Origin of the sequence: Caballeronia sp. SL2Y3 (genome assembly GCF_022879575.1) — a bacterium.
Taxonomy (GTDB): Bacteria; Pseudomonadota; Gammaproteobacteria; order Burkholderiales; family Burkholderiaceae; genus Caballeronia.
Genome location: NZ_CP084263.1, coordinates 581522 through 594262 on the forward strand (window position 1 = coordinate 581522; position 12741 = coordinate 594262).

Annotated in this window: 13 protein-coding genes; 10 read left to right on the forward strand and 3 right to left on the reverse strand. The window is 62.6% G+C overall.

Annotated features, from left to right (window positions below):
• Positions 1-93: 93 nt before the first annotated feature.
• From LDZ26_RS25025 to LDZ26_RS25040, 4 genes are all read left to right on the forward strand, one after another.
• Positions 94-852 (forward strand): GntR family transcriptional regulator, encoded by a 759-nt coding sequence (locus LDZ26_RS25025; protein ID WP_244851410.1) that lies wholly within the window; start codon positions 94-96, stop codon positions 850-852.
• Positions 853-904: 52 nt separating this feature from the next.
• Entirely contained in the window at positions 905-2416 is a 1512-nt protein-coding gene (locus tag LDZ26_RS25030) for a sugar ABC transporter ATP-binding protein (protein ID WP_244851412.1), read from the forward strand.
• A gap of 17 nt (positions 2417-2433) precedes the next feature.
• Complete coding sequence (locus LDZ26_RS25035; RefSeq protein ID WP_244851413.1) at positions 2434-3459, forward strand: ABC transporter permease; 1026 nt, start codon at positions 2434-2436, stop codon at positions 3457-3459.
• Between the two features lie 67 nt (positions 3460-3526).
• Positions 3527-4468 carry an ABC transporter substrate-binding protein gene (locus LDZ26_RS25040; protein WP_244851414.1) on the forward strand — a complete coding sequence of 314 codons (942 nt, stop codon included), beginning with the start codon at positions 3527-3529 and terminating at the stop codon, positions 4466-4468.
• A gap of 48 nt (positions 4469-4516) precedes the next feature.
• On the opposite strand, the gene LDZ26_RS25045 is transcribed toward LDZ26_RS25040, so the two are convergent.
• Both LDZ26_RS25045 and LDZ26_RS25050 read right to left on the reverse strand, forming a co-directional pair.
• Positions 4517-4888 carry a hypothetical protein gene (locus tag LDZ26_RS25045; RefSeq protein ID WP_244851416.1) on the reverse strand — a complete coding sequence of 124 codons (372 nt, stop codon included), beginning with the start codon at positions 4886-4888 and terminating at the stop codon, positions 4517-4519.
• Between the two features lie 74 nt (positions 4889-4962).
• A complete protein-coding gene (locus LDZ26_RS25050) occupies positions 4963-5865 on the reverse strand; it encodes a LysR family transcriptional regulator (RefSeq protein ID WP_244851418.1) in 903 nt (300 codons plus the stop codon).
• 225 nt (positions 5866-6090) lie between these two features.
• Here LDZ26_RS25050 and sdhC point away from each other — a divergent pair, with 225 nt between their 5' ends.
• From sdhC to LDZ26_RS25075, 5 genes are all read left to right on the forward strand, one after another.
• Entirely contained in the window at positions 6091-6501 is a 411-nt protein-coding gene (gene sdhC / locus LDZ26_RS25055; protein ID WP_244851419.1) for a succinate dehydrogenase, cytochrome b556 subunit, read from the forward strand.
• A 1-nt stretch (position 6502) separates the two neighbouring features.
• Positions 6503-6871 (forward strand): succinate dehydrogenase, hydrophobic membrane anchor protein, encoded by a 369-nt coding sequence (gene sdhD, locus LDZ26_RS25060; RefSeq protein WP_175940907.1) that lies wholly within the window; start codon positions 6503-6505, stop codon positions 6869-6871.
• A gap of 5 nt (positions 6872-6876) precedes the next feature.
• Positions 6877-8652: a succinate dehydrogenase flavoprotein subunit gene (sdhA, locus tag LDZ26_RS25065; RefSeq protein ID WP_175940908.1), complete on the forward strand. Its 1776-nt coding sequence runs from the start codon at positions 6877-6879 to the stop codon at positions 8650-8652.
• Positions 8653-8673: 21 nt separating this feature from the next.
• Positions 8674-9375 carry a succinate dehydrogenase iron-sulfur subunit gene (locus tag LDZ26_RS25070; protein ID WP_244849783.1) on the forward strand — a complete coding sequence of 234 codons (702 nt, stop codon included), beginning with the start codon at positions 8674-8676 and terminating at the stop codon, positions 9373-9375.
• Between the two features lie 319 nt (positions 9376-9694).
• On the forward strand, positions 9695-10576 hold the full coding sequence (locus tag LDZ26_RS25075) for a LysR family transcriptional regulator (RefSeq protein ID WP_244851420.1): 882 nt from the start codon (positions 9695-9697) through the stop codon (positions 10574-10576).
• Between the two features lie 15 nt (positions 10577-10591).
• Here the strand turns inward: LDZ26_RS25075 and LDZ26_RS25080 are convergent, their stop codons facing one another.
• Positions 10592-11617: an AraC family transcriptional regulator gene (locus LDZ26_RS25080; RefSeq protein WP_244851421.1), complete on the reverse strand. Its 1026-nt coding sequence runs from the start codon at positions 11615-11617 to the stop codon at positions 10592-10594.
• A 147-nt stretch (positions 11618-11764) separates the two neighbouring features.
• On the opposite strand from LDZ26_RS25080, the gene LDZ26_RS25085 reads away from it, so the two are divergent.
• Entirely contained in the window at positions 11765-12703 is a 939-nt protein-coding gene (locus LDZ26_RS25085; protein WP_244851422.1) for a 3-keto-5-aminohexanoate cleavage protein, read from the forward strand.
• The last annotated feature ends 38 nt before the right edge of the window (positions 12704-12741 follow it).

Below are 12741 nucleotides of genomic sequence, written 5' to 3' on the forward strand. Positions count from 1 at the left end.
ACTGATGAGCTTCGACGCAGCAAGGCGATGCAGGCAGCTTTGCGAGTCTTTAAGCGTTTGCACGCGTTGACAACGTCGAATCTGCTTTCTAGCATGCTAGCATCTTCAACGGAAATCAAGCGCGCCGTGAGCCCTTCATCCGATGCGGTCATCGTGAGTAGTCCGTATGATGCGCTGCACAAGATTGCCGCCGGCCAGCGCGGCAGTCTGACCGGCGCGGTGGAAGAGGCATTGCGGGAAGCCATCGTCACGCTGGCGCTCGAACCGGGAATGATGATAGACAAGATAGCGGTTTGCGAGCGCATGGGCGTCTCGCGTTTTCCCGTATCGGCTGCGCTCGCGAGGCTGGAGCACGCCGGTCTCGTCGAAGTCTTGCCGCAGCGCGGCACGCGCGTGAAACCCATCGCGCTACGGGATATCCGTCAGCATCTGTTCATTCGCAGCGCGCTCGAAGTGGAAACCGTGCGCGGCGTCGCTGCAATGCATGACCCCGCCATACTCGAGGCGCTCGACACCAACCTCGCGCAACAACGCGAAGCCATGGCGAACGGCGCGCGCCTCGCGTTTCATGCACTCGATCTGGCGTTTCACGAGATTCTGCTCGATGCCATTGCACTGCCACGCGTGAAGGAGATCGTCGCGGTGTCGCGCAACGCGCTCGACCGCGCGCGGCAGTTGCTCGCGAGCCCCGAGCGCCTCGTACATACGCTCGACGAACACGAACGCATCTTCGACGCGCTCAAGAAAGGCAAGGCCGATGCCGCCGCTAAAGCGATGCACGACCATCTGGATCAGGTCGTCGCCGAATTGCACCGCTCGGCGAAGGACAGACCGGACCTCTTCGAGCCATGACCCGCCTGCCGGCTTCGCGGTCGCACTCTGAACGCTCATTCAAGACGACTCCATGACCCCGCTCATTTCCGTCAGCAATCTCAGCAAGCGTTTTCCCGGTGTACGCGCGCTGCATGAAGTGCAGTTCGAACTCATGCCGGGCGAGGTCCACGCGCTCATGGGCGAAAACGGCGCAGGCAAGTCCACGCTCATGAAGATTCTCGCGGGCGTCTATAACCGCGATTCGGGCGAGATGCTCGTCGATGGAAAGCCCGTCGAGTTCACGAGTCCGCGCGAGGCACAGGCGCTCGGCATCGGCATCATTCATCAGGAACTGCATCTGATGAACCATCTGACGGTGGCGCAAAACATCTTCATCGGGCGCGAGCCGCGCAAGTTGATGGGCCTGCTGCTCGACGAAGACAGGCTCAATGCGCAAGCCCGCGAGATACTCGAACGCATGCATGTGAAGCTCGATCCGCGCGCGGTGGTCGACACGCTGACCGTCGCGAGTCAGCAGATGGTGGAGATCGCGAAGGCGTTGTCGTTCGAATCGCGCGTGCTCATCATGGACGAGCCCACGTCCGCGCTCAACGATGCCGAGATCGCCGAGCTGTTCCGCATCATTCGTCAGTTGAAGGAGCGCGGCGTCGGCATCGTCTACATCTCGCACAAGATGGACGAGCTCAAGCAGATTGCGGATCGCGTCACGGTGTTGCGCGACGGCGAATACGTCGCCACCGTCAGCGCGCGCGATACGAGCGTCGAAAGCATCATCGGCATGATGGTCGGCAGAACGTTGACCGACCTGACCTCGTTCCTCGGCGGCGCGCATCAAGGCGAAGTCGCGCTCGAAGTGAAGCATCTGAACGCCGGGCCGCTCGTGCGAGACGTGAGCTTCACGCTGCGCAAGGGCGAAATACTCGGCTTCGCGGGACTCATGGGCGCGGGCCGCACGGAAGTGGCGCGCGCGGTGTTCGGCGCTGATCCGGTGGATTCCGGCGAGATCATCGTGAAAGGCGCGAAGGCGACCATCAAGAAGCCGAGCGACGCGGTGGCGCGCGGCATCGGCTATCTGTCCGAAGACCGCAAGCGGTTCGGCCTCGCGACGGGCATGGACGTGGAATCGAACATCGTCATGTCCAATCTCGGCAAGTTTCTTTCGGGGCGCGTGTTTCTGCGGCGCTCGAAGATCCGCAAGACGGCAACGCATTTCATCAAGCTGCTCGGCATTCGCACGCCTTCCGCGACGCAGCCCGTGCGGCTTCTATCCGGCGGCAATCAACAGAAGATCGTCATTGCGAAGTGGCTCGAACGCGACTGCGACGTGCTCTTCTTCGACGAGCCCACGCGCGGCATCGACGTCGGCGCGAAGAGCGAGATCTATCGCTTGCTGCGCTCGCTCGCCGAACAGGGCAAGGCCATCGTCATGATCTCGTCCGAACTGCCCGAGGTCCTGCGCATGAGTGATCGCATCGTCGTGATGTGCGAAGGGCGCATCACGGGAGAACTTTCCGCAAGTGAAGCGACGCAAGAACGCATCATGCAGCTTGCGACGCAACGCCCGACTCTACAAGCGGCATGAGCCGCCAAGGACTTAAGATGACACAGCCTACCGATACCGCCGCGCTCGCCAGCGACAAACCCGCCAACGGCTTGCGCTCACGCGTGTTCTCGCCGACCGCGCTGCAAAAGCTCCTTGCATTCGCAAGCCTGATCGTGCTGCTCGTGTTCTTCAGCTTCGCGTCGCCCGCCTTCATGCAGATGGATAACATCCTCGGCATCTTGCAGGCGACGGCCGTGAACGGCGTGCTCGCCATTGCATCGACATTCGTGATCGTGACGGGCGGCATCGACTTGTCCGTGGGCACGCTCATGACATTTACCGCCGTGATCTGCGGCGTGTTTCTCACCTACTGGCACATGCCGATGTGGGTGGGCATCATCGCGGCCCTTGTGACGGGCGCGGTGTGCGGCACCATTTCCGGCACGCTCACGGCCAAGATGAAGATCCCGCCCTTCATCGCGACGCTCGGCATGATGATGCTGCTCAAAGGTCTTTCGCTCGTGGTGTCGTCGGACAAGCCGATCTATTTCACCGACACCGAGAACTTCTACATGATCTCGCAGGACTCGCTCATCGGCTACTTTCTGCCGAGCGTGCCGATTCCGAATGCGGTGCTGATCCTCTTCGTCGTGGCGATCGTGAGTTCCATTGCGTTGAACCGCACGGCGCTCGGCCGCTATACGTTCGCGCTCGGCAGCAACGAGGAAGCGGTGCGTCTTTCGGGCGTGAACGTGGATCGCTGGAAGATCGCCATTTACGGGCTGGGCGGCGCGATCTGCGGCATCGCGGGCCTGTTGATCGCTTCGCGTCTGAACTCGGCGCAGCCTGCGCTCGGACAAGGCTATGAACTCGATGCCATCGCTGCCGTCGTGATCGGCGGCACGTCGTTGAGCGGCGGCTCGGGCACGATCCTCGGCACCATCATCGGCGCGTTCATCATGAGCGTGCTGACCAACGGTCTGCGCATCATGTCGGTCGCGCAGGAATGGCAGATCGTCGTAACCGGACTCATCATCATTCTCGCGGTGTATGGGGATATTCTGCGTCGCAGGAAGCGTTGAGCATCAGGCGCGCAAAGAAGACGTATCAGCAAATCAAAGAGACAGTCTATCCAGGAGGAGAACCTTCATGTTCAAAAGAAGAATCATCGGTGTCCTGATCGGTTTCGGCGCGATCGCCACGGCGGCCAGCACGGCCTATGCGGACGAAGCGTATATACCGCTCATCTCCAAGGGGTTTCAGCACCAGTTCTGGCAAGCGGTGAAGTCGGGCGCGGAGCAGTCGGCGAAGGAGCATAACGTCAGGGTGACGTTCGAAGGTCCCGAAACCGAAGCGATGGTCGACAAGCAGATCGACATGCTTTCGGCCGCGCTTTCGAAGAAGCCGCAGGCTATCGGCATCGCGGCGCTGGACAGCAAGGCGTCCGTCCCGCTGCTCCGGCGCGCGCAGAACAACAAGATTCCGGTCATCGCGTTCGACTCGGGCGTCGACAGCGACATTCCGCTCACGACCTGCACGACCGATAACCTCGCCGCCGCCGCGCTCGCGGCCGACAAGATGGCCGACGCCATCGGCAATTCAGGCGAAGTCGGCGTGATCGTGCACGACCAGACGAGCCGCACGGGCATCGACCGCCGCGACGGCTTTCTGAACGGGATGAAGTCGAAGCACCCGAACATCAAGATCGTGTCGGTGCAGTACGGCGGTGGCGATCACTTGAAGTCGGCTGAAATCGCGAAGGCGATGATTCAGGCGAACCCGAACATCAAGGGCATTTTCGGCGCGAACGAGGGCTCGGCGGCAGGCGCGGCCATCGGCATCAAGGAGTCGGGAAAGAAGCTCGTGCTGATCGGCTACGACTCGGGCAAGGAGCAGAAGGAGGACATCACTTCGGGGCTGATGTATGGCGCGATCACGCAGAACCCGATCGGCATCGGCAGATGCGTGGTTGATTCGGCGGTGAAGGCGCTCAAGGGCGAGAAGCTGCCGAAAAAGGTCGATACCGGCTTCTACTGGTACGACAAGAGCAACATGACCGATCCGAAGATCGCGGCTGTGCTTTACGACTGATCGTGGCATAGCGGCGCATCGCGCGGCTTCATGCGATGCGCTGCTTTGCTACTGGCCCGTGCCGCCGTTTCTCGTCGACCCGGTGGACGATTCGCGTCCGGTCGGCGTGCCGCCGCTGCCGTTGCCGCTGCCGTTGCCGTTGCCGTTTCCGCTGCCCGGCGTCGCGGCGGTTCTGCCGCCGCCCGTGCCGCCGCTATTGCCCGTTCCGCCGACGCCGCCTGTGGTCCCGCCCGGTCCGCCTGTCGCGCCAGTGGCCGCGGCGCTGGTCCCGCCGTTGCCGCCCGTCGATTCGCCCGCGCTGACGCCGCCTGTATGTTTCGCGTCGCCCATGCCGCCGAGGCCGGCGCTGCCTGCGGCGAAGGCCGCGCTGGAAAGCGACACGATCGCGGCTGCGACCAGTGTCCTCGATACGTTCGTCATGTGCGTTCTCCCTTGACTGCCCTTGACTGCCTTCGTTGCCCGCAATGCGCATGCCATTGCGACGCAGCAGTGCGTTAGAGCGCGTCGACGGAAGAAGCGAATGCGCGCGCCGTCTCGATGAAGTTCGCGGTCTTGGCGCGCGTCGCCTCTATCCGCGAGGCCAGCGCGAGCCGGATCGAAATGACCTTGCCCGACACCTCGCGGTACGCGACGCCTTCCACCTGAATCTGGCAGACGGACGCGGGCACGAGCGATACGCCGAAGCCGGCCGCCACCAAGTTGACCACCGACGAAAGCTGCGGCGCCTGCTGGCCCGCAATCGGCTCGAACCCGGCCTCCCTGCATGCGCCGACGATCACGTCGTGCAGCGTCGGACTCGCGACGCGCGGAAGCATCACGAACGGGTCGTCGGCGAGCGCGGACAGCGCGAGCTTTTTCTTCCGGGCAAGCGGGTGCGTGCTGGGCAGCACGGCGCGCATCGGCTCGATGGCGATGTGATTGAACTCGACGCCCGCGGGCGACTGACTGCCGAGCCGCACGAACGCGACATCGACGGTGCCTGCATCGAGCCACGCGAGCAACTGCGCCGTGTTGCCTTCCGCGAGCGTCAGCACGACGTTCGGATACGACTGGCGATACGCGCGGATCAGCTTCGACACGACCGGATTGAACGCGGCCGATCCCGTGAAGCCGATGTTCAGTTGCCCCATCTCGCCGCGCCCCGCGCTTTGCGCGTTCTCCACGGCGGCGCGGGCGTCTTCCAGAATGCGCCGCGCGTCGGTGGCGAACGCTTCGCCAGCCTCCGTGAGCACGACGCCGTGCCCCGTCCGGCGGAAAAGCCGCACGCCGATTTCGTCTTCGAGCGCGTGAATCTGCTGGCTCAGCGGCGGCTGGCCGATGCCGAGGCGTTCGGCTGCGCGCGTGACGTTTCGCTCTTCCGCGACGGCCAGGAAATACCGGATGTGACGCAGTTCCATGCGATATACGTGAAACGTATTTCAGATAGAGGAGATAGATATTGGACAGTATAACAATCGCGCGACAAAATACCGCTGTCGCGCAGTCCGCGCGTCTGTTACGCGCCCGTTACGCGCCCCACGATCACCGTCAGCCCGCCCGTCCAGAGGCACGCGCGACGGATCGCACAAATCGCGTGCCGGCAGCGTCTGCGTTCATCGGAATTCAGAAAGAAGGGGTCTAGCATGGCTGAAGCCGTAAAAAAACCAAGGCCCGAGTACCGGAACATCGGGCTTGGACAGATCGCGAAGTATCGCTTGCCGTGGGCGGGCAAGGTGTCCATTCTGCATCGCATCAGCGGTCTGTTGCTCTTCATCGCGCTGCCCTTTCTCTTGTATCTGCTGGACCAGAGCCTCACGTCCGAGATCAGCTTCGACGCATTCAAGGGCTTTCTCGCGCACCCCATCGTCAAGATCATCACGCTCGTGCTGTCGTGGGCGTATCTGCATCACTTCTGCGCGGGTATCCGCTTCCTCGTGCTCGACATGCACGTCGCCGTGAACAAGGAAGGCGGACGGCAGACCGCCATCGCGGTGCTGGTCGTGTCGCTCGTGCTGACGCTTGTCGTCGCGCTGAAACTTTTCGGAGCCTTCTAACATGGGAACGCAAAACCGGGTCGGCCCGAAGCGCCTCGTCGTGGGCGCGCATTACGGCACAGGCGAATGGCTCGCGCAACGCGTGACGGCCGTCGCCGTGGCGGTGTACACGCTCTTGCTGCTCGTGCTCTTTTTCGGCGCGCATAACTTCTCCTACGAAGGCTGGGCCGGCATCTTCGCGATGCAGTGGATGAAGCTCGCCACCTTCGTCGCCTTGCTCTCGCTCTTCTATCACGCGTGGGTCGGCATGCGCGACATCTGGATGGATTACGTGAAGCCCGTCGGATTGCGCCTGGGCCTGCTGGTGCTCACCGTCCTGTGGCTCATCGGATGCGCCGGCTACGCTGCACAGATTCTCTGGAGAGTTTAAAGAACATGGCTGCAATCAAGACTTCCTTGCCGCGTCGTCGTTTCGACGTGGTGATCGTGGGCGCGGGCGGCTCGGGCATGCGCGCGTCGCTGCAGCTCGCGCGTGCGGGCCTGTCCGTCGCGGTGCTCTCCAAGGTGTTTCCGACGCGCTCGCATACGGTGGCCGCGCAGGGCGGCATCGGCGCATCGCTCGGCAACATGAGCGAAGACAACTGGCACTACCACTTCTACGACACGATCAAGGGCTCCGACTGGCTCGGCGATCAGGACGCGATCGAGTTCATGTGCCGCGAAGCGCCCAATGCCGTGTACGAGCTGGAACACATGGGCATGCCGTTCGACCGCAATCCGGACGGCACCATCTATCAGCGCCCGTTCGGCGGCCACACCGCGAACTACGGCGAGAAGCCGGTGCAACGCGCGTGCGCGGCTGCTGACCGCACCGGTCACGCGCTCTTGCACACGCTGTATCAGCAGAACGTCGCGGCCAAGACGCACTTCTTCGTCGAGTGGATGGCGCTGGACCTGATCCGCGACGCCGACGGCGACGTGCTCGGCGTGACCGCGCTCGAAATGGAAACGGGCGACGTCTACATCCTCGAAGGCAAGACGACGCTGTTCGCCACGGGCGGCGCGGGTCGCATCTTCGCGGCATCGACCAATGCGTTCATCAATACGGGCGATGGTCTCGGCATGGCCGCGCGCTCGGGCATCGCGCTGCAGGACATGGAGTTCTGGCAGTTCCACCCAACGGGCGTGGCGGGCGCGGGCGTGCTGATCACGGAAGGCGTGCGCGGTGAAGGCGGCATCTTGCGTAACGCGAACGGCGACCGCTTCATGGAACGTTACGCACCGACGCTCAAGGACCTCGCGCCGCGCGACTTCGTTTCGCGCTCGATGGACCAGGAAATCAAGGAAGGACGCGGCGTGGGTCCGAACAAGGACCACGTGCTGCTGGACCTGTCGCACATCGGCGCCGAGACGATCATGAAGCGTCTGCCGTCGATTCGCGAGATCGCGCTGAAGTTCGCCAACGTCGACTGCATCAAGGAGCCGATTCCCGTGGTGCCGACCATCCACTATCAGATGGGCGGTATTCCGACGAACATGCATGGACAAGTGGTCGGCACGGCCAAGGGCTACGACGATCCGGTCAACGGCTTCTACGCAGTGGGCGAATGCTCGTGCGTGTCGGTGCACGGCGCGAACCGTCTGGGCACGAACTCGCTGCTCGACCTCGTGGTGTTCGGCCGCGCGGCGGGCAATCACATCATCAAGCACGCGACCGAGATGAAGGAGCACAAGCCGCTGCCGGCGGACGCCGCCGACTTCGCGATGGAACGGCTCGCGGTGCTGGAAAAGTCGACCTCGGGCGAATACACGCAGCACATCGCCAACGACATTCGCGCGACGATGCAATCGCACGCGGGCGTGTTCCGCACTTCGAAGCTCTTGGAAGAGGGCGTCGGCAAGATCGCGGAGTTGGCCGAGCGCGTGAAGCACGTGCATCTGAAGGACAAGTCGAAGGTGTTCAACACCGCGAAGGTCGAGGCGCTGGAGCTGGCGAATCTGATCGAAGTGGCGCGCGCGACGATGGTCTCGGCCGAGGCGCGCAAGGAAAGCCGCGGCGCGCATGCGCACAGCGACTACGAACATCGCGATGACGAGAACTGGATGCGTCATACGCTGTGGTTCAGCGAAGGCAATCGCCTCGACTACAAGCCGGTGCAGATGAAGCCGCTGACGGTCGAATCGGTGCCGCCGAAGGCGCGTACCTTCTAAGGCAAGGGCAAGGATATCCAAATGGCAAAGAGAATTTTTGAGGTCTACCGGTACGATCCGGACAAGGACGCCGCGCCGCGCATGCAGAGCTACGAGCTCGATCTGACGCATGAACGCATGCTGCTCGACGCGCTGGTGAAGCTGAAGGAGCTCGATGAAACGCTGTCGTTCCGTCGCTCGTGCCGCGAAGGCGTGTGCGGCTCGGACGCGATGAACATCAACGGCAAGAACGGTCTCGCGTGTCTCACGAACCTGAACGATCTGCCGCAGCGCATCGTGCTGCGTCCGTTGCCGGGGCTGCCGGTGGTGCGCGATCTGATCTGCGATTTCACGCAGTTCTTCAATCAGTATCACTCGATCAAGCCGTACCTGATCAACGACACGCCGCCGCCGGAGAAGGAGCGTTTGCAGTCGCCGGTGGAGCGCGACGAACTGGACGGGCTGTATGAGTGCATTCTGTGCGCAAGCTGCTCGACGTCGTGCCCGAGCTTCTGGTGGAATCCGGACAAGTTCGTGGGACCGGCGGGCTTGTTGCAGGCGTATCGCTTCATCGCCGATAGCCGCGATCAGGCCACCGGCGAGCGGCTCGATAATCTGGAAGACCCGTATCGCCTGTTCCGCTGCCACACCATCATGAACTGCGTCGACGTGTGCCCGAAGGGACTCAACCCGACGAAGGCCATCGGCAAGATCAGGGAAATGCTGGTGCGGCGGGCGGTTTGATACACGCATCGTTTTGACTTGCGGCTCATCGTGGGCCGCGTCTGACTACCGCAAAGCTCAACGCGATCGATCCGGTCGCGCGTCTATCCTCTTCTTCGCTCTCGACCGCCCGGTAACGCGGCGGTCGAGACGATGTCTTCCTTTCATCTTTCACCGAAGCCGCTTCAGCCTGCATGTCGTTGCCGCGACGCGCAGCGCGACGACGCATGGTGGTGCGAGATGTCATGTCCGTTCCTTGGATTCGATTCGAGCCCTCATTCAACGATTCCGCGATCCATTTGTAAAATGAATGATTTTCCGCATCTGATAACGGCATCGAATGGAACTGAAACTGTTGAAGACGTTTCTCGCGGTGGCGGAACTGCGTCATTTCAGCCGCGCGGCGGAGGCGTTGTACCTGAGCCAGCCCGCCCTCAGCAAGCAGATCGGCGCGCTGGAAGCGAGCCTCGGCGGCAAGCTGTTCGAACGCGGCAGGCATGGGGCTGAGCTGACGCTCTTCGGTGAAGCGTTTCTGCCGGATGCGCAGGCACTGATGCGCGACGCCGACGATATCCTCGCCCGCGCCCGCGATGCCAGCAGCGGCAGAACCGGGCATTTGCGCATCGGCATTTGCCTTTCGGTGCTGACGCTGGTGCCGCGGCTCATTGCGGACTTTCGCCGGCAGAATCCCGGCGTGGCGATCACGCTCTCCGATCTCTCATCGTCTGAGCAGAGCCGTCGCATTCTCGCCGGCAAGCTCGATGCAGGCTTCATGCGCCTGCCGGCGGCGAGCGGACTGACGTCGTTCAGAGTAATCGACGAAGGTCTCGCGCTCGCGATGCCCGCGGATAGCCGCTACAAGCGGCTTCCCACCGACCTCGGCGTGCTGAATGACATCGGCTTTATCGCGTTGTCGCACGCACGCGGTCCCGGTCTCGCGGCGCAGATCGACCGATGGTGCGGCGAGCGGCATTTCGTGCCACACGTCACGCAGCACGCGGAAGACGTGCAATCAGTGCTCACGTCGGTTGCGGCGGGCGTGGGCGTCGCGTTCATTCCGTCGCGCGCGCAGCATTTGCTACGCGATGCAACCGTCCTGCCGCTGAACGGCAAACATGCGAAGTGGCGCGTGGGTTTGGCGTGGCCATCGGCGAAAGAGAATGCGGTCACGGCGCGCTTCGTGCGCCATGTGCGCGAGGCATTGAAGGACGCGGCAACATAGTAAGGATGCCGAACGTTATTTTCGAAGTTCGCCCGGTCCCTTACCCGTCCAGCGTTTCAACGCGCGACGGAAGTTCGCCGTGTCGCTGAAGCCGAGCAGCATGGCGACGTCGTCGGTATTCATCTTTGTCGTCTTCAGATACTCGAGCGCGAGGGAGCGGCGCACATCGTCGACGATCGCGAGAAACGACGTGCCTTCCGCTTGCAGACGCCGCCGCAGCGTGCGCGTCGTCATGTGCATCTGCTCGGCCGTGGCCTCCATGCCGGGAAAGACGCCGGGCGTGCTCATCAGTATCTGATAGACCTCGCCCGAGACGCCGCTCGATGTCTTCGCCTGACCGATTAGCCTGTCGCACGTTTCCTGCAAGAGGGATGCCGTGAGCTGATGCGCGAGTTGCGGCTTGCGATCGAGAATGGCGCTGTCGTAAATCAACTCGCATTGCTCTTGCTCGAAATAGCAAGGACAGCCGAGATACTCCGGGTAAATGTCCGCATGCGCGGGCGCGGGATACGAGAAGCATGCCTTGATCGGCGGACACAGCCCGCCCGCGACATCCTGCAGATGCGTGACATGCTGCGTGTACTGCTGCTCGATGATGAACTCTCGCAACTCGCGCGACGGGCTAGAGATGAACGCGTCGGGAAAGGTCCAGACCATGCGGTCCGGATACTCGGTCCATTCGATGGCAACCGTAGGCGTGGCGAGCCGATGATATTTCACGCCCAGCTTGAAGTAGTCGCGCAGCGAGAGGCAGGACATGAGGGCATACCCGTACATGCCGTAAGCCGAAAGATGCAGCTTCCTGCCGACCATGAACGGCGTGGCGGGATCGCACGATAGCGAGATCGCGTTCCTGCACACGGCCGCGTACTGGCCGATGGACGTGAGCACGGACGCATCCTGCAACGCCTCCACGCTCAGGCCCGTGCCGCGCAAACTATCGGCGGGCGCGATGCCTTGCTCCGCCAGGACCTCGACCAGCGCCGCGATCTTGTACGGCGCGTACATGCGTTCGTTGAGTGGGGGCCGGATCGTCGCCATGACTCGCTCGCTGGATTCGCTATGTCCTCGCAGGACTTTCGCCTGTCCGGAAATGACCTTTCCGGCCCGATGCTAACTCACTAACATCAGTGTCACAAGCCGCCGTTGCGCGAAGCGCGGCGGCAACATGGAGACGAGGACAGCATCATGAGCAATCCGGGCCGCAAGGTCATCATTTCGTGCGCCGTCACGGGCGCCACGCACGTTCCTTCGATGTCGGAGCATCTGCCGCTCACGCCCGACGATATCCGAACACAGTCGATCGAAGCCGCCGAAGCGGGCGCCGCGATCATCCATCTGCATGCGCGTGATCCCATCGACGGACGCCCCACGCCGAGCCCCGACATCTTCAGGCAGTTCGTGCCCGCCATCGCCGAGGCGACCGATGCCGTCATCAACATCACGACAGGCGGCAGCACGCGCATGACGCTCGAAGAACGGCTCGCGTATCCGCTCGCAGCAGCCCCTGAGATGTGCTCGCTCAACATGGGCTCGATGAACTTCTCGATTCATCCGCTGGCATCGAAGATATCGACGTGGCGCTATGAATGGGAAAAGGGCTACGTGGAAGGCATGGAAGACATGATCTTTCGCAACACCTTCAAGGACATCAAGCACATCCTGCTCGAACTGGGCGGCAAGGGCACGCGCTTCGAGTTCGAATGCTACGACCTCGGGCATCTCTACAATCTCGCGCATTTTGTGGATCAGGGGCTCGTCAAGCCGCCGTTCTTCGTCCAGTCGGTGTTCGGCATTCTCGGCGGCATGGGCCCGGACCCGGAGAACATGACGGTGATGCGCGCCACCGCGGACCGCCTGTTCGGACGCGAAAACTACTTGTTCTCGGTGCTCGGCGCGGGTCGCCATCAGATGCCGCTCGTCACGATGAGCGCCATTCTCGGCGGCAACGTGCGTGTCGGGCTGGAAGACAGCATCTATCTTGCGAAGGGCGTGAAGGCCGCATCCAACGCGCAGCAGGTCAGGAAAATCCGCCGCATTCTCGAAGACCTGTCGTTCGAAATCGCGACGCCCGCGGACGCCCGCGCCATGCTCGGCCTCAAAGGACGCGATCACGTCACGCTCTGATTAACGCACTTATCGAATCCACACGGCCTGCCTCAAGC

Bases quoted from the DNA above. Each gene is read 5' to 3' on its own strand.
- LDZ26_RS25025 (WP_244851410.1), top strand. From the start codon at position 94: ATGCTAGCATCTTCAACGGAAATCAAGCGCGCCGTGAGCCCTTCATCC.
- LDZ26_RS25030 (WP_244851412.1), top strand. From the start codon at position 905: ATGACCCCGCTCATTTCCGTCAGCAATCTCAGCAAGCGTTTTCCCGGT.
- LDZ26_RS25035 (WP_244851413.1), top strand. From the start codon at position 2,434: ATGACACAGCCTACCGATACCGCCGCGCTCGCCAGCGACAAACCCGCC.
- LDZ26_RS25040 (WP_244851414.1), top strand. From the start codon at position 3,527: ATGTTCAAAAGAAGAATCATCGGTGTCCTGATCGGTTTCGGCGCGATC.
- LDZ26_RS25045 (WP_244851416.1), bottom strand. From the start codon at position 4,888: ATGACGAACGTATCGAGGACACTGGTCGCAGCCGCGATCGTGTCGCTT.
- LDZ26_RS25050 (WP_244851418.1), bottom strand. From the start codon at position 5,865: ATGGAACTGCGTCACATCCGGTATTTCCTGGCCGTCGCGGAAGAGCGA.
- sdhC (WP_244851419.1), top strand. From the start codon at position 6,091: ATGGCTGAAGCCGTAAAAAAACCAAGGCCCGAGTACCGGAACATCGGG.
- sdhD (WP_175940907.1), top strand. From the start codon at position 6,503: ATGGGAACGCAAAACCGGGTCGGCCCGAAGCGCCTCGTCGTGGGCGCG.
- sdhA (WP_175940908.1), top strand. From the start codon at position 6,877: ATGGCTGCAATCAAGACTTCCTTGCCGCGTCGTCGTTTCGACGTGGTG.
- LDZ26_RS25070 (WP_244849783.1), top strand. From the start codon at position 8,674: ATGGCAAAGAGAATTTTTGAGGTCTACCGGTACGATCCGGACAAGGAC.
- LDZ26_RS25075 (WP_244851420.1), top strand. From the start codon at position 9,695: ATGGAACTGAAACTGTTGAAGACGTTTCTCGCGGTGGCGGAACTGCGT.
- LDZ26_RS25080 (WP_244851421.1), bottom strand. From the start codon at position 11,617: ATGGCGACGATCCGGCCCCCACTCAACGAACGCATGTACGCGCCGTAC.
- LDZ26_RS25085 (WP_244851422.1), top strand. From the start codon at position 11,765: ATGAGCAATCCGGGCCGCAAGGTCATCATTTCGTGCGCCGTCACGGGC.